Here is a 15,479-nt window from a genome sequence, read left to right on the forward strand (position 1 = left end):
GTGGGCGGCGCGGCTCAGCGCCGCCCGCCGACCAGGGCGGCCGCCTCCACCCGGATCACCTCGGCCACGGCTGGCAGCAGATCGCGGTACACGCTGGTGCGGCGCCAGAACATGGCGATGTCCCGACGGGGCGGAGGGTCGGAGAAGTCGCGCAGCACGACGCTCGGGGAGGCGGGCACGGGCGGCTGGACGGCGAGCTCCGGCAGCAGCGTCACCCCCACCCCGGCGGCGACCATCTGGCGCAGGGTCTCGAGGCTGGTGGCGCGGAACCCGCTGCGCTCGGAGGCCCCGTTGAGCTGGCACACGGCGAGGGCCTGATCGCGCAGGCAGTGGCCCTCCTCCAGGAGCAGGACGTGCTCACCGGCCAACACCGAGCTCTCGATCGCGCCGGTGTCGGACGCCAGCGGGTGCTCGGCGGGCACGGCCAGGACGAAGTCCTCGGAGAAGAGGAGCTCCTCGTGCAGGAGGGGCTCGTGGATGGGCAGGGCCAGGACGCCGGCATCGAGCTGGCCGTCGCGCAGCCGCTCGACCACGACCTCGGTCTTTTCCTCGACGAGCAGCAGCTCGAGGTGCGGGAAGCGGGCGTGGAGAGGCCCGACGACGTGGGGGAGGAGGTAGGGGGCGAGGGTGGGGAACAGCCCGAGGCGGATGCTGCCCGACTCGGGATCGCGGGCCTGGGCGGCGATGTGTCGGATCTGATCGGCCTCGGCGAGGATCGAGCGGGCTCGCTCGGCCACGAGCTCGCCGGCTCGGGTGAGCGTGATGTGGCCGGGGTTGCGCTCCACCAGCTCGACCCCGAGCTCGGCTTCGAGCTTCTTGAGCTGGGTGGAGAGGGTCGGTTGGCTCACGAAGCTGGCCGCCGCGGCCTTGCCGAAGTGGCGGTGCTCGGCGACGGCGACGAGGTAGCCGAGATCACGAAGGTTCATCGGTGCTCCCCGTCGGGTGCCGTGCTCCCGAGTCGATGGGCCGGACCGTGGCGGACGGTGACAACGGTCACCGCCCGCCCGGACTCTATGCCACCGCCGGCTCGGGGCTCTGGTCGGCGGGGGCCGAGCTGCGGATCAGGTGGTCGAACGCCGACAGGGCGGCCGTGGAGCCGGCACCCATGGCGATCACGATCTGCTTGTAGGGCACCGTGGTGCAGTCGCCGGCCGCGAACACGCCCTCGACGGAGGTCTGGCCGCGATCGTCGATGACGATCTCGCCGCGGGGTGAGAGGTCAACGGCCCCTTCGAGCCACTCGGTGTTGGGGAGCAGGCCGATCTGGACGAACACGCCGTCGAGCTCGACGTGGCGGGACGCTCCCGTGGTGCGCTCCTCGTACACGAGGCCCGTCACCTTGGCGCCGTCGCCGACCACCTCGGTGGTGAGAGCGCTGACCACGATGTCCACGTTGGGCAGGCTCCGGGCCTTGCGTTGCAGGACCTCGTCGGCCCGCAGGCGATCGTCGAACTCGAGGAGGGTCACGTGGCCGACCACCCCGGCCAGGTCGATGGCGGCCTCCACGCCGGAGTTGCCGCCCCCGATGACAGCCACCCGCTTGCCCTTGAACAAGGGGCCGTCGCAGTGCGGGCAGTAGGTCACGCCCTTGTTGCGGTACTCGGCTTCGCCGGGCACGCCCATGTTGCGCCACCGGGCGCCGGTGGACAGCACGACGGTGCGGGCCTGCACGGTGGCCCCGCTGGCCAGCTCCACGGTGGCCAGGCCACCGGGTTCGCCGGCGGGCACCAGGCGCGAGGCGGCCTGGAGGTCCATGACGTCGACGTCGTAGTCCTTCACGTGCTGCTCGAGCGCGGCGGCCAGCCGGGGTCCCTCCGTGTGGGGGACCGACACGAAGTTCTCGATCGCCATGGTGTCGAGGACCTGGCCACCGAAGCGCTCGGCGACCACGCCGGTGCGGATGCCCTTGCGGGCGGCGTAGATCGCCGCCGAAGCGCCGGCGGGCCCACCGCCGACGACGAGGACGTCGAAGGGCTCCTTGGCGTCGATCTCGCCCGCCACCCGTTCGGCGGCACCGGTGTCGAGCTTGGCCACGATCTGCTCGAGGCTCATGCGCCCGGAGTCGAACAGCTCACCGTTCAGGAACACGGTGGGCACCGCCATCACCTGGCGGGCGTCGACCTCGTCCTGGAACAGGGCACCGTCGATGGCCACGTGGCGCACTCGGGGGTTCAGCACGCTCATCAGGTTGAGGGCCTGGACCACGTCGGGGCAGTTCTGGCAGGACAGCGACATGTAGGTCTCGAAGGCGTAGTCGCCGTCGAGGGCCTGGACGGCCTGGATGATCTCGGGGGTGGCCGTGGAGGGATGGCCGCCGACCTGCAGCAGGGCCAGCACCAGGGAGGTGAACTCGTGGCCCAGCGGGATGCCGGCGAAGCGCACCGAGATCTCGGTGCCCGGTGAGGTGATGGCGAAGGAGGGTCGGCGCTCGTCCTGGTCGGTGCGCACGACGCCGACACGATCGGACAGCGCGGCGATCTCGGCCAGCAGGTCGGCCAGCTCGCGGGACTTGGGGCCGTCGTCGAGGGAGGCCACCAGCTCGACCGGACGCTGGAGCTTCTCGAGGTGGGTGCGCAGTTGGGTCTTCAGGGCGTCGTCGAGCACGGTGATCTCCTCGGATCGGGCGGACGGGGGGAGGTCCTGGCGGGAGGGGGAAGGGTCGGGGAACCGGCGGCGACCGGTTCCCCGACCGGAGGGTCAGATCTTGCCGACGAGGTCCAGCGAGGGGGCCAGGGTGTCCTCGCCTTCCTCCCACTTGGCGGGGCAGACCTCGCCGGGGTGGTTGCGGACGTACTGGGCGGCCTTGACCTTGCGCAGCAGCTCGGTGGCGTTGCGGCCGATGCCCTCGGCCGTGATCTCCATGAACTGGATGACGCCGTCGGGGTCGACGAGGAACGTGCCGCGGTCGGCGAGGCCCTGGCCGTCGCGCATGACCTCGAAGTTGCGGGTGATCTCGCCGGTGGGGTCGCCGATCATCGGGTACTCGATCTTGGCGATGGTGTCCGACGTGTCGTGCCAGGCCTTGTGGGTGAAGTGGGTGTCGGTCGAGACCGAGTAGATCTCCACCCCCAGGCGCTGGAAGTCGGCGTAGTGGTCGGCCAGGTCGCCGAGCTCGGTGGGGCAGACGAAGGTGAAGTCGGCCGGGTAGAAGAACACCACCGACCAGGTGCCCTTCAGGTCCTCGTCGCTCACGGGGACGAAGTCGCCGTTGTGGTAGGCGGTGCTGGTGAAGGGCTTGATCTCGGTGTTGACGAGTGCCATCTGGGTTCCTCCGGGGGGATGTGTGTGGATAGGCACGCTAGATGGACAAGGCGGCGATCCATAGCGACAGACGATCGTTTGGCCCCATCACGCCCATAGTCGAGGGCTATCACCACTCCCAGTCGCGATCGTCGGCGCCGGGGCTCACGGCCCCGAGGAGGTCGTGTTCCGTCCGCCCGGGCGTCCGGGGCGGTGCGTCGTGAGCCAAGATGGCGGGGATCCGCCATGGGGGAGGATCGACGAGAGGGGCATCGATGAGCAGTGAACGCGTCGCCGTGGTGACCGGCGCCAGCCGGGGGATCGGCAAGGGCATCGCCCTCGAGCTCGGAGCCTCGGGGGCCACCGTCTACGTCACCGGTCGCACGGTCACCGCCGGCGCCATGCCGGGGACCGTGGGCGAGACGGCCGCCGAGATCGACGACCTGGGCGGCCGCGGCATCGCGGTCGCCTGCGACCACCACGACGACGACCAGGTGACGGCCCTGTTCGATCGGGTGCGCACCGAGCAGGGACGCCTCGACGTGCTGGTGAACAACGTCTACTCGGCCCCCGACCTGGTGCCGTGGCTGGGCAAGCGCTTCTGGGAGCTGCCGGTCGAGGCGTGGGACCAGGTCATCGACATCGGCACCCGTTCGCACTACGTGGCCAGCGTGCTGGGCATGCCCCTGCTGCTGGCCGCCGGCGGCGGGCTGATCGTGAACATCTCCTCCTCGGGTGCGGTCACCTACGCCCACAACGTCGTGTACGGCGTCGGCAAGGCGGCCGTCGACAAGATGACCGCGGACATGGCCGTCGACCTCGAGGGCACCGGGGTGAGCGTGGTGTCGCTGTGGCCCGGGCTGGTGCGCACCGAGCTGCTCGAGATGGGGGCGCAGTACGACGGCGACCAGGCCTATCTGGAGCTGCCGGGCGAGGGGCGCTTCGACCTCTCCGGGGCGGAGTCGCCCCGCTTCCTCGGGCGGGCGGTCGTCGCCCTCCTCGGTGACGAGGGGCTCCCAGCTCGCACCGGACGGGCCTTCACGTCGGCCGGCCTCGCCCGTGAGCTCGGGTTCACCGACGTCGACGGTCGGGTACCCGAGGTGCTGCTGCGCCCCGAGGCGTGAGCGCGGCGTCGTCCGCCCCGGCCCGAGCCGATCGGGTCAGCGAGTGGAAACCCGACCGGAAGGTGGTTGGGCCACGCTGGGACCGATGGCGCGAACCGAGGAGGCCACGAGCATGACCAACGGCGATCCGCACGACATCAACAGCCACCTCGTCGACCCGGTCGACGCCCACGTCGTCGTGCTGTTCGGGGCCACCGGCGACCTGGCCCGGCGCAAGTTGATCCCCGGGCTCTTCCACCTCTACCAGGCCGGCCTGCTGCGCCGCTGCCGTGTCCTCGGGGTGTCCCTCGACGACCTCGACGACGAGGGCTTCCGCTCGTTCGCCCGCGGCGCCGTCGACGAGTTCTCCCGTCGGGTGTTCTCCGACTCCGACTGGGCCCTCTTCTCGAGCTGTCTGCACCACATCGGCCAGGCCGAGGGCGCCGAGGCGCTGGCCGACCGGGTCTCCGCCCTCGAAGCCGAGCTGGGGGGCCAACCCCAACGGTTGCACTACCTGAGCGTGCCGCCGCGGGCCGCCCAGGAGGTGGTGGCCACGCTCGGCGCCGCCGGGCTCACCGACCGGGCGCGCATCGTCATGGAGAAGCCCTTCGGCACCGACCTGGCGTCGGCTTGCGAGCTCAACGCCTCGCTGCACGAAGCCTTCGACGAGGACCAGATCTTCCGCATCGACCACTTCCTCGGCAAGGAGGCGGCGCTCAACATCCTGGCCTTCCGCTTCGCCAACGGGCTCTTCGAGCCGATCTGGAACCGCGAGCACATCGACCACGTCCAGATCGACGTGCCCGAGACCCTCAGCATCGGCCAGCGCATCGGCTTCTACGAGGGCACCGGGGCGTACCGGGACATGGTCGTCACCCACCTGTTCCAGGTCCTGGCCTTCATGGCCATGGAACCGCCCACCCACCTCGACTCGCGAGCCATCCGCGAGGAGAAGAGCAAGGTCTTCCGCTCGCTCACGCCGCTCGAGCCGATGGACGTCGTGCGGGGGCAGTACAGCGGCTACCTCGACGAGCCGGGGGTGGCACCCCACTCCGACACCGAGACCTTCGTGGCGCTGCGCTGCGAGATCGACAACTGGCGCTGGGCGGGCGTGCCCTTCTACCTGCGTACCGGCAAGCAGCTGGCCGAGGGCGCCCGCATCATCTCGATCGCCTTCCGTGAACCGCCCAAGAGCATGTTCCCGGTCGGTTCCGGGGTGGGTGCCCACGGGCCGGACCACCTGACCTTCGATCTGGCCGACGTCTCCAAGCTGTCGCTGTCCTTCTACGGCAAGCGTCCCGGTCCGGGACTCACCCTCGACAAGCAGAGCCTGCAGTTCTCGCTGCACGAGACGGGTCGCAGCCACGACATCCTCGAGGCCTACGAGCGACTGATCCTCGACGCCATGGCCGGTGATCACACCCTCTTCAACTCCGCCGAGGGGGTCGAGCGCCTGTGGGAGGTGTCCCAGCCGCTGCTGGACAACCCACCGCCGGTACGGCCCTACCAGCCCGGCTCCTGGGGACCCAACGCCATCCACCAGCTCATCGCCCCCTACGCCTGGCGCCTTCCCTTCGAACGGCCCTGGCGCTCGAGCTGAGGGTCGGCTCGCTCAGCTGATCTCGCGGTCGCCGAGGATCTCGTCGAGGCGCACGATGTCGGAGGTGCTCACCACCCCGACGAAGGTGGTGCCGTCGACGACCGGCAGGGTGTCGATGCCGGCCGCGTCCATCGTGCGGATCGCCTGCTCCAGGCGCCAGTCCGGGGCGCCCGTCGGCCAGCTCGCGTCGAGCGCCTCGGCCACCGTGGTGGTGGGCCACTCCTCAGGGGCCAGGCGGGCGAGGTCGTCGACCGAGATCATCCCCAGGTACTCGTTGCCGTCGAGCACGGGCACGTCCATCTTGCGGGTCAGCAAGAGGTGGTGGTCGTAGAACTCCTCGATGGTGGCGTCCGGGGGCACGGCGCGCACGTCCGATGTCAGCGCCGCGGCGATGGGGAGCTGGAAGCGACGCTCGAGGTGTCCGACCCGGCCGGCCGACTGGTAGGCGGACACGGAGTCGTTGCCCATCACCAGCTGCGACGCCACCGATGCGATGAGTCCGGGGACCACGAAGCCGGGCCGGCCGGTCGCCTCGGCGACGAACATCACGCCGGCCAGCGGCGTGCGGTAGCCGGCGCCCAGGAACGCGGCCACGCCGATGAGGGGGAACAGGCTCGACGGGTCGTCGAGCGCCGTGGAGGTGGCGTCGCCCACCAGGGCCCCGGCCACGACGAGCGGGATGAACAGCCCGCCCACCCCACCACCGGCCAGCGTGGCCGTGGTGGCCACCACCCGGATGGCCAGGAGGGCCACGATGAGCCCGATCGAACGCTCCGGCTCGCTCAGCCAGTCGAGCACCCGGTAGCCGGATCCGCTCGACAACGTGTCGTCGAAGAGCACCTGGGACAGCACCAGCAGGGCGATGAGGACCCCGGAGGCGGCGGCGATGCGGGTGAGGGGGTGGCCGAGCGTCGAGAGGCGCTTGGCCAGGCGGATCAGTCGGGCGAAGCCCCGCGCCCCCAGACCGCACACGATGCCGAGCAGCACCGCGCCGCCGAGCTCGCGCAGGTCGAACGGAGGCGACCCCTCGACCCTGAACAGCGGGGCCGTGCCCAGCAGGGCGACGAAGGTGAGGTAGCCCATGGCCGCGCCGACCAGCGACGGCAGCAGCATGCGGCGGGCGGTGTCGTCGCGGTAGGGCACCTCCATGGCGAAGACCGCGCCGGTGGCCGGCGCCTTGAAGATGGCGGCCACGCCGGCGGCGGCACCGGCGACCATCAAGACCTTGGTGTCGTCGCGGGTGAACAGGCGCGACCAGCGGGCCTGCAGGGCCGAGCCGATCACGGCGCCCATGTAGAGCGACGGGCCCTCGAAGCCCAGAGAGCCACCGCTGCCGAGGGTGGCGGCGCCGGCGGTCAGGCGACCGATCACCGGCCGCAACGGCAGCACCCGATCGGGCTCGTGGAAGTTCTCGATGTAGGCGTCGGCCGTGGCGGGGGAGGCGCCCCCGGCGATCCAGAGCAGCGAGGCGGCGGCGACGAGGAGGCCCACGGCGAGCAACCCGGCCTGCACGGCCACCGGGGTCTCGATCACCCGCTCGAAGAGCTCCTGTTGGACGGCCCAGTCGTAGCCGGCGACGGCGCCACCGGTGAGCACCCCGGTGGCACCGGACAACAGCAGCGTGCGCTGCGAGCGCACGCCGAAGTCACGGACCAGCCGTGCCCGGACCTTCATGCCCCGCGGGGGGACGTCGACGTCACCGTGAGGGAGCTCACGGTGTGAGAGACGACGACCACCCACCCAGGATGGGTCGCCGCACGACCCGCGAGCAACCGCAGCCCGAGCTCCCACCGGCCGGCCGCGCCGAGGTCACCCGGGTGCGGACGCGCCACGGCCCGCCGGCGCAGGTGCACCGGCGGGCCGTGGTCCGAACGCGATGATCAGCTGGCGCGAGCCAACTGGCGGGCGGAGCGCTCGAGGGCCTGGTTGGCGTTCTCGGGCAGCGCGTCCAGGGGCTGGGAGAGCTCGGCGACCGTCGGGCCGAACTGGTCGGCGAGGGGGCGCAGTGCGTCGAGGTCGAAGCCGTACAGCTCGGCGGCGTTGCCGGCCAGGTACTGCTGCTTCTTCTCGGGATCGAGGTCGGCCATCACCTGGCGGAGATGCTCGCGGGTGAAGGGGTAGGTCCCTTCGTCGTGGGGGTAGTCGCTGCCCCACATGACCCGCTCGAGACCGACCGGGCCGAGAGCGGCGGCGACGTCGGCCGGCGCGGGCTGGCTGGTGCCCACGTAGCAGCTCTGCATGAAGTACTCGGTGGCCGAGCGGGGCGGCACCAGCTCGCCACCGATGCGCATCTCACCCGACTTGTTCGAGCGGATGCCGTCCATGAGGTCGTCCATCTGCTGGAGGAAGGCGGGGATCCAGGCGCAGCCGGCCTCGGTGAGGACGAACTTGAGGTCGGGGAAGCGCTCGAAGACGCCGCCGAGGATCATGTAGGCCAGCGGCCGCTGCGAGTAGAAGGGGATCTCGAGGAAGTGGACCAGAGGCATCGCCGGGGCCTTCTGGTACACGGGGCCTCCCGTGCCGCTGTGGGCGTTGACGACCACGCCGAGCTCCTGGCACTTGGCCCACACCGGGTCGTAGTCGGGGTGGTAGAGCGGCTTGATCCAGTCGGTCGTGGGGGGCACCGAGCCCACGAGGATGCCGCCGCGCAGACCGTTCTCGTGGCACCACTCGATGTCGGCGATGGTGTCGTCGATGTCGTTCAGGAAGACCTGCCCGATGCCGGCGCGGGACTCGGGCTTCTGGGAGACGAAGTCGGCCATCCACCGGTTGTGGGCCTGGATGCCGGCGTGGCGGTGCTCGTACTCGTCCGGCGTCGGGGGCTGGGCGAAGAGCACGAAGTTGGGGAAGAACGGCGGCACGGTGTTGGGGAAGATGACCTCGCCCACCACGCCGTCGGCGTTCATCTGCTCGTCGCGCATGTCGCCGTCCCAGTTCCGGATCCTCATGTCGGTGTCCTTGAGGTCCTTGAACGGGTTCTTGTACTTCTCGCGCCAGGCGTCGAAGTCGTCGCGGTACTTCGGGTCGAGGTACTCGCGGTACTGGGCGTGGCTGCCACCGGCATGGGTGTCAGCAGAGATCACGATGTAGCGGTCGTCGGGTCCAAGCACGGGAGTTCCTTCGCGTCGGGGGTGGGGGTTGGCTCGAGCGGCCGGGGGGACCGCGGGCTCCCCCATACTAGAACACGGCTTCAGTTTCGTCACGCCCCGACGGAGGTTCCTCGGTTCCGGGCGCCGCGACCGGTCGCAGCCCGTCGTGCACCGGGTGTGGGCCGGTGGCCGACTCAGGAGGGCATCACGGTGGCGTAGTCGCGGCGCGAGACGGCGTCGGCGGTGGTGGAGCCGTCGCCGCGGGCGACCTCCACGTTCACCCCGTCGACGAGGAAGCGCACCTGGCCGATCCCGGGCTGCTGGGTCAGCGTGCACACGATCTGGGCCACCGCGGCCAGCTGGTTGCGGGCCGAGCCCTCGACGACCCCCGCGCCGAGGTCCACGTTGGCCACCCCTGCGCTGGTCCGGACCTCGTTGACGACCGCGTCGTCGCTGATGGCGGTGGAGAGGCCGAGGGTGCGCTCGGCGTCGGTCGGTGGGTCGCCGAGGGCACCGAGGACCTCGGACAGCGAAGGGTTCGGGGCGAAGTCACGGGGGATCGACACCAGCTGCCCGTCGGTGCGCACCAGACAGATGCTGATGGGCACGGCCGTCGGGGCCGCCACCGTCGTGGTCGCGCCGTCGCCCCGCTCCAGCAGGCCGAAGGGCACGTCCTCGTCGGGTTGGGCGCGCGGGGAGTCGTCGGGGCTGATGCCGCAGCCGGCCAGCACGGTGCCGGCCACCACGAGACCGAGCCCGAGGAGGACGAGGAGGCGGGCGAGGCGCGTCATGTCGGTGTCGGGGGGAGCTCGATGACGAAGCGGGCGCCGCCCCCAGGGGCGTCCTCCACGGTGATGGTGCCGCCGTGCAGCGAGACGTGCTGGGCGCTGAGGGCGAGGCCCAAGCCGGTGCCCTTGGGCAGGTCGGGGTCGCGGTGCGCCCGCCCCCGCTCGTAGCGGTTGAAGATGGCGTCTCGGTCTTCGGGTGCCACCCCGGGGCCGGTGTCGTCGACGACGATGCGAACCCGTCCCTCCGAGCCCGGTTCGAGGATCACCCGGGTGGGCCCGCCGGCATAGCGGTCGGCGTTCTCGAGCAGGTTGCCCATGGCCTGGCGGATGCGGCGGGGGTCCACGACGAGTCGGGGGTCGTAGCCGGGCGCCACCGACAGGGGTACGTCGGAGTGGGACTCGCCGAGGACGGCCCGCACGAACTCGATGCCCCCGACCTCGCGGGTCTCGAGGCTGGCGGTGCCGGCTTCGAACCGTGAGATCTCGAGCAGGTCGAGGACGAGGCGGTTGAAGGCCACGACCTGCTCGTCGAGGGCGTCGATCGCCTCCCCCGCCTCCTCGGGGAGCTGGTCGCGCCGGCGGTTCACCACCGACACGGCGGCGGACAGCGCGGTGAGCGGGCCCCGCAGGTCATGGCTGACATCGGAGGCGAACCGGGCTTCGCGCCGGGTCCGCTCTTCCAGTTCGTCGAGCATGCCGTTGAACGACTCGCTCAGGGGGTCGAGGTCGGGGTCGCCCACCACCTCGAGGCGGGCGCTGGGGCCGCCCTCGCGCACCTGCTGGGCCACCGCCGACACCCGACGTAGCGGCCGCAGCACCCGTCCGGTGACGGCGGCACCGGTGAGCGCCCCGATGAGGGCGGCGGCGATGGCCCCGACGGCGAGCGAACGCCCCAGGGTCTGCAACGTGGTCTCGGTGTCGCCGAGGTCGACGAGCTCGAAGTAGCGGGCGCCGACCTGGGGCAGGGGGATGCCGATGACGAGGTCGGGGCCGGTGCTGGTCATCGTGATCTGCCGGGCCACGTGGCCGTCGGCGACCGTGTCGCGCAGTCCCGAGGGCAGCGCGGAGCGGTCGACCCCGACCGCGCTGGCGTACCAGAGCCCGCCCTGCTCGAGCAGGACCTCCCCACTGCTGGAGACCTGCAGCCCCGAGAGGAGCTCGGGCAGATCGGTACCGGGCGCCCGCAGGCGGGTGCGTACCAGCCGGGCGTTGGTGTACGCCTGGGCCATCGCCGCGTCCTCACGGTCCTCCACGGTCCAGGTGCGCACCAGGGTGAAGGTGATGATCGCCAAGGTGCCGGCCAGGACGAGCGAGACCAGCCCGAAGGCCAGCATGGCGCGTACCCGCAGTGGGACGCGCAGTGGGCGGCGCTGCCTCCAGGTCGACACCCCACCTTCCTAGCGCAGCCGCCCCCGCCGGCGACCGAGGGGCCCGTCGTGCCGGGCCTAGCCGCCGTCTCCCGGGGGCGTCTCGGTCTCGGGCACCGAGCGCCGCCGTGGGTTCTTGACGTTGTGGAAGTAGTCGACGACCTCGAAGCTGACGGCGGCGACCGGCACGGCCACGAAGGCCCCGATGATGCCGCCCAGGACCCCTCCCGTCGTCACCGCCACGAGGATGACCACCGGATGCAGCTTCACGGTCCTGGCCATCACGAGGGGATCGATGAGGTTGGTCACCACGTTCTGCACGATCAGCGCCAGGGCGATCACGATGAGGGCGGTGACGAACCCCTGGGTGACGAGGGCCACGGCCGCGGCCAGGGCCCCGGCGACCACGGCCCCGACCAGCGGGAAGTAGCCACCGAAGAAGGTGATGACCCCGAGCGGCAGGGCGAGGGGCACCCCGAGCACGGCCAGGCCGGTGCCGATCAGGACCCCCTCCACCACGCCGTCGATGGTCACCCCCTGGAAGTAGCCGGTGAGGGTGCGCCAGGCCCGCTGCCCGATCGCCCGCAGATCGGCGGCGGTCCCGGCGCTCATCTGGTCGAGGCCGAAGCGGAGCATCCGGTCGCCGTCCTTGACGAAGAAGAACGTCAGCACCAGGGTCAACACGGCGCCGACGGCCACCTCGGCCGCCACGCTGGCCCCGGCGATGGCCCCGGTGGCCAGCTCGTCCTGGCGTTCGGAGATCTGGGCCTGAGCCGACTCGACCAGCTCGTCGATGTCGCCCTCGGCCATCTCCAGAGGACCGGTCTGCAACCAGGTGCGCAGGTCGTCGAGCGCGGCGGAGGTGGCGTCGCCCAGCTCGGCGAACTGGTCCACGAAGGGCGGCACGATGACCACACCGACGAGGGCCAGGATGCCGGCCAGGCCGAGGAAGACGAGGGCGGTCGCCGGCAACGGCGGAATGCCGCGGCGACGCAACGCCACGGCCGGGGGAGCGAGCACGGTGGAGAGGAACAGCGCCACGAAGATCGGGACGACCACGATCTTGAGCCGCCACAGCACGACCCCGAGCACGAACACCGCCGCCCCAATGGCGAGGAGCCGGATGGCCACCGCCGCCAGCCAGGTCAGGCGCGGGGGGACGGGCAGGGTGCGGGGGCTGGGTTCGTCGGTCGGCACCCCGGCCCCCTACCCCGTCGGGCCCGCGAGGAGCCGATCGGCGGGAGGGTCCTCTCCGCGAGGCCCGCGCTCAGCCACGGAGCCCGTCGACGTAGGCCCGCACCGCGTCGTGGTACTCGTGCTCGGTGAAGGCCCACTGCTGGTGATCGGCGTCGCCCCAGGCGGCCGCCATCCCCGGTGTCGTCCGTCCGAGCGCGGCGGTCATCGAGCGGGTCATGGCCAGCGCGGCCGGGGGCATGGCCAGCAGCTCGCCGATGCAGGCCTCCACGGCGTCGTCGAGGTCCTCCGGCGCCGCGACCCGTTGGGCGAAGCCGCTCCGCGAGAGCTCCTCGGCGAGCACGACCCGCCCGGACATCACCCAGTCACGGGTGAGGGGCAGCCCCACCTCTCGGATCAGGCGGGGCAGACCGGCCCAGGTGAGGGGGATGCCGATGGCCAGCTCCGGAATGCGCAGGCGGGTGTCGGCCGAGGCCACGCGGATGTCGAACGCGGCGGCCAGGAGTGCCGCGCCTCCCACCACGTGGCCGTGCAGGCGGGCGACGGTGGCCTGGGGGACGCGCTCGAGCTGGTCGAGCAGCCGTTGCCAGGTGCCGGCCCGGTGTCGCCGGGTCGACCAGTCGCCCTCGATGGGGGGATAGGCGGTGGCGCGCAGGTCGGCGCCGGCGGAGAACGCCCGCCCGGCCCCGTCGAGGAGGACCACCCGGATGTCGGGCCGGTCCTCGAGCTCGGTGAGGACCTCGCGCAGGGCCAGTCGGATGCCGTCGTCGAGGGAGTTGAGCGACGCCGGCCGGTCGAGCGTCAGCCGGGTGAGCGGCGCCTCGAGGCGGACGTGCAGGCCGCGATCGTCGTGAGCCATGCCCGATGGTGCCACGCGTCGAGGCGGGCGGCTGCCCTCGGCCCTCGGTCCTCAGGCGGAGCCGGCCTCCTCGGCGTCGCGCTGGTGTGCGGCGTGCCCCCCGGGTTCGTGCAGGAGGGCGATGAGTTCGGCGGTGGCCACCTCGCTGGCGTCATGGAAGGGGCGTAGCACCAGGTCGGCCTCGGGGAGGTCGCGGTCGAGTGCCTCGGCGTCGGTGGTCGTGTGGGCGGTGACGGCGACGGTGCCGTCGAAGCCCCAGCGGCGCAGGGCCTTGGCCAGGATGCGGTTCGACTCGACCCGTGCCACGGTGGACACGACCACTCGGGCGGTGGAGAGAGGCAGGTTCGAGGGGTACGTGTTGTCCTCGGCGTCGCCGAAGACGACGTCGAGGCCGGCGTGCTCGGTGACCTCGGCCGCCGCTTGCGGGTCCCAGTCGACCACGAGCACCCGGTGGCCGCCATCGGCGAGACGCCAGGCCAGGTTGCGCCCGTAGCGGCCGTAGCCGTAGACGACCACGTCCACCGGCTCGTCGCCCTCGGGCTCGTCGCCCTGGGAGGGCTTGGCCCTCTCGAAGATCCGCAGGTACGGGGCCAGCCGGTCGTAGAGGGGATGGGAGTACAGGATCATGTAGGTCGACAGCCCGATGGTGACCAGGCCGACGAGCGTCACCAGCCCCACGGTCTCGTTGCCGATGTGACCGAGGGTGAGGCCGAGGGCCACGAAGATGAGGGAGAACTCGCTGATCTGGGCAACGGTGAGGCCGGCGAGGAAGCCGACCCGTCGCCGGTAGCCCATGACGCCCATGATGATCAGCACGATCACCGGGTTCCCGATCAGGACGAACGCGGAGAGGACCAGCGCGGCGGGCACCTGGCTGCCGATCGTCGAGAAGTCGAGCTGGCTGCCCAGCTCGATGAAGAAGAAGAGCAACAGGAAGTCCCGGAGCGGCGTCAACGACGAGCTGATGGCGTCGCGGAACGAGGTGGACGCCAGGGCGAACCCGGCCAGGAACGCCCCGACCTCGGTGCTGAACCCCAGCAGATCACCCAGGGCGGCCAGCGAGACCGCCCAGGCGACGGCCCCCACCAACAGCAGCTCCTGGGACGCCGCCAGGCGGTGGAGGACCCAGGGGAGGACCCATCGCATGGCGATGGCCAGCCCGACCACGAAGCCGAGCCCGCTGGCCAGCGTGATGCCGAGGTCGGCGGCGAGGCTGCGGTCGCTGTCGCCACCGAAGGACGACAAGACGATCATGACCAGGACCACCACGATGTCCTGCACGATCAGGAAGCCCAAGGCGATGCGCCCGTGGAGCTCGTCGATCTCGCGCTTGTCCGACAGCAGCTTGACCACGATGATCGTCGACGAGAACGTGAGCGCGATCCCCACGTAGAGCGCGGTGGTCGCGTCCATGCCCAGCAGCATCGCCAGGCCGAAGCCGACGATCGACGTGAACGCCACCTGACCGAGCCCGGTCACCAGCGCGACCGACCCCGTGGCGCGCACCAGGCGGAGGTCGAGCTTGAGCCCGACCAGGAACAGGAGGACCGCGATGCCGATCTCGGCGAAGAGCTCGAGCGGTTCGGCGTCCTGGACCCATCCCAGCACCGAGGGGCCCACGAGGATGCCCACCGCGATGAAGGCCACGATCAGCGGCTGGCGCAACCGGTTCGCCAGCAGCCCGACGACTGCCGCGACCGCCAGCACCGCCGCGGTGAGGTAGAAGGGATCGCTCATCGGGCTCCGAGGCGGTGGCGCACCGCGTCCAGCTCCTCGGGTCGGGCCGCCACCACCAGGCGATCACCGACCCGCAGTGCGCGTGAGGGGTCGTCCTCGACGAGCTCGGGGGTGTCGTCGCGGATGACGGCGAGGACTCGCGCCCGTCCTTCGTCCGCGAGTTCGTCGGGCACGCGGCCCAGCGCGGGGGAGTCGGCAGCCAGCTCGAGGGTGACGACCTGGACGGGTTCGTCGTGGACGGCTGGCGCCGCGGCGTCGTGCCCGGTGACGACCAACCCGCTCAGCAGCATGCCCAGGGTCACCGCCTGGGCCTCCGAGAGCGTCACGGTGAGCTCCGGGCTGTCTCGACCCGGGGCGATGGCGGAGAGCTCGCGACGACCGTCGGCGCCGTGCACGACCAGTGTCACGCAGGCCCGATCGGGGAGTCGCAGCTCGTAGCTCCGGTCGCTGCCGGGAACGGGATGTTCGTGCAGGTGGACGTCCACGGAGGTCTCCTTGCTGG

At 71.5% G+C, this 15,479-nt stretch carries 13 protein-coding genes; 2 read left to right on the forward strand and 11 right to left on the reverse strand.

Annotated features, from left to right (window positions below):
* Positions 1-14: 14 nt before the first annotated feature.
* From LUW87_RS03440 to ahpC, 3 genes are all read right to left on the reverse strand, one after another.
* Positions 15-926 carry a LysR substrate-binding domain-containing protein gene (locus LUW87_RS03440; RefSeq protein WP_232669672.1) on the reverse strand — a complete coding sequence of 304 codons (912 nt, stop codon included), beginning with the start codon at positions 924-926 and terminating at the stop codon, positions 15-17.
* Between the two features lie 85 nt (positions 927-1,011).
* Complete coding sequence (gene ahpF / locus LUW87_RS03445; protein ID WP_232669673.1) at positions 1,012-2,604, reverse strand: alkyl hydroperoxide reductase subunit F; 1,593 nt, start codon at positions 2,602-2,604, stop codon at positions 1,012-1,014.
* 93 nt (positions 2,605-2,697) lie between these two features.
* Positions 2,698-3,261 (reverse strand): alkyl hydroperoxide reductase subunit C, encoded by a 564-nt coding sequence (gene ahpC / locus LUW87_RS03450; protein ID WP_232669674.1) that lies wholly within the window; start codon positions 3,259-3,261, stop codon positions 2,698-2,700.
* A 254-nt stretch (positions 3,262-3,515) separates the two neighbouring features.
* Between ahpC and LUW87_RS03455 the strand changes: the two genes are divergently transcribed.
* Both LUW87_RS03455 and zwf read left to right on the forward strand, forming a co-directional pair.
* On the forward strand, positions 3,516-4,364 hold the full coding sequence (locus tag LUW87_RS03455; RefSeq protein WP_232669675.1) for an SDR family NAD(P)-dependent oxidoreductase: 849 nt from the start codon (positions 3,516-3,518) through the stop codon (positions 4,362-4,364).
* Positions 4,365-4,476: 112 nt separating this feature from the next.
* Positions 4,477-5,943 (forward strand): glucose-6-phosphate dehydrogenase, encoded by a 1,467-nt coding sequence (zwf, locus tag LUW87_RS03460; RefSeq protein WP_346742418.1) that lies wholly within the window; start codon positions 4,477-4,479, stop codon positions 5,941-5,943.
* 12 nt (positions 5,944-5,955) lie between these two features.
* Here zwf and LUW87_RS03465 read toward each other — a convergent pair whose 3' ends face one another.
* From LUW87_RS03465 to LUW87_RS19040, 8 genes are all read right to left on the reverse strand, one after another.
* The gene (locus LUW87_RS03465; RefSeq protein WP_232669677.1) at positions 5,956-7,617 is read right to left on the reverse strand and encodes a chloride channel protein; all 1,662 of its coding nucleotides are present in this window, start codon (positions 7,615-7,617) and stop codon (positions 5,956-5,958) included.
* A gap of 206 nt (positions 7,618-7,823) precedes the next feature.
* Positions 7,824-9,053: an amidohydrolase family protein gene (locus LUW87_RS03470; protein ID WP_232669678.1), complete on the reverse strand. Its 1,230-nt coding sequence runs from the start codon at positions 9,051-9,053 to the stop codon at positions 7,824-7,826.
* Positions 9,054-9,226: 173 nt separating this feature from the next.
* Entirely contained in the window at positions 9,227-9,823 is a 597-nt protein-coding gene (locus LUW87_RS03475) for a GerMN domain-containing protein (RefSeq protein WP_232669679.1), read from the reverse strand.
* Entirely contained in the window at positions 9,820-11,208 is a 1,389-nt protein-coding gene (locus tag LUW87_RS03480; RefSeq protein WP_232669680.1) for a sensor histidine kinase, read from the reverse strand. Before LUW87_RS03480 ends, LUW87_RS03475 begins: the two co-directional genes overlap by 4 nt.
* A gap of 57 nt (positions 11,209-11,265) precedes the next feature.
* The gene (locus LUW87_RS03485; RefSeq protein WP_232669681.1) at positions 11,266-12,384 is read right to left on the reverse strand and encodes an AI-2E family transporter; all 1,119 of its coding nucleotides are present in this window, start codon (positions 12,382-12,384) and stop codon (positions 11,266-11,268) included.
* A gap of 70 nt (positions 12,385-12,454) precedes the next feature.
* Positions 12,455-13,240 carry an enoyl-CoA hydratase/isomerase family protein gene (locus LUW87_RS03490; RefSeq protein ID WP_232669682.1) on the reverse strand — a complete coding sequence of 262 codons (786 nt, stop codon included), beginning with the start codon at positions 13,238-13,240 and terminating at the stop codon, positions 12,455-12,457.
* 51 nt (positions 13,241-13,291) lie between these two features.
* On the reverse strand, positions 13,292-14,977 hold the full coding sequence (locus LUW87_RS03495) for a cation:proton antiporter (RefSeq protein ID WP_232669683.1): 1,686 nt from the start codon (positions 14,975-14,977) through the stop codon (positions 13,292-13,294).
* A complete protein-coding gene (locus tag LUW87_RS19040) occupies positions 14,974-15,462 on the reverse strand; it encodes a cation:proton antiporter regulatory subunit (RefSeq protein WP_232669684.1) in 489 nt (162 codons plus the stop codon). The genes LUW87_RS03495 and LUW87_RS19040 overlap by 4 nt, the downstream gene beginning before the upstream one ends.
* Positions 15,463-15,479 lie beyond the last annotated feature (17 nt).

This window comes from Rhabdothermincola salaria (genome assembly GCF_021246445.1).
GTDB classification, from domain to species: Bacteria; Actinomycetota; Acidimicrobiia; order Acidimicrobiales; family Acidimicrobilacustridaceae; genus Rhabdothermincola_A; species Rhabdothermincola_A salaria.

Bases quoted from the DNA above. Each gene is read 5' to 3' on its own strand.
- LUW87_RS03440 (WP_232669672.1), bottom strand. From the start codon at position 926: ATGAACCTTCGTGATCTCGGCTACCTCGTCGCCGTCGCCGAGCACCGC.
- ahpC (WP_232669674.1), bottom strand. From the start codon at position 3,261: ATGGCACTCGTCAACACCGAGATCAAGCCCTTCACCAGCACCGCCTAC.
- LUW87_RS03455 (WP_232669675.1), top strand. From the start codon at position 3,516: ATGAGCAGTGAACGCGTCGCCGTGGTGACCGGCGCCAGCCGGGGGATC.
- zwf (WP_346742418.1), top strand. From the start codon at position 4,477: ATGACCAACGGCGATCCGCACGACATCAACAGCCACCTCGTCGACCCG.
- LUW87_RS03465 (WP_232669677.1), bottom strand. From the start codon at position 7,617: ATGAAGGTCCGGGCACGGCTGGTCCGTGACTTCGGCGTGCGCTCGCAG.
- LUW87_RS03475 (WP_232669679.1), bottom strand. From the start codon at position 9,823: ATGACGCGCCTCGCCCGCCTCCTCGTCCTCCTCGGGCTCGGTCTCGTG.
- LUW87_RS03490 (WP_232669682.1), bottom strand. From the start codon at position 13,240: ATGGCTCACGACGATCGCGGCCTGCACGTCCGCCTCGAGGCGCCGCTC.
- LUW87_RS03495 (WP_232669683.1), bottom strand. From the start codon at position 14,977: ATGAGCGATCCCTTCTACCTCACCGCGGCGGTGCTGGCGGTCGCGGCA.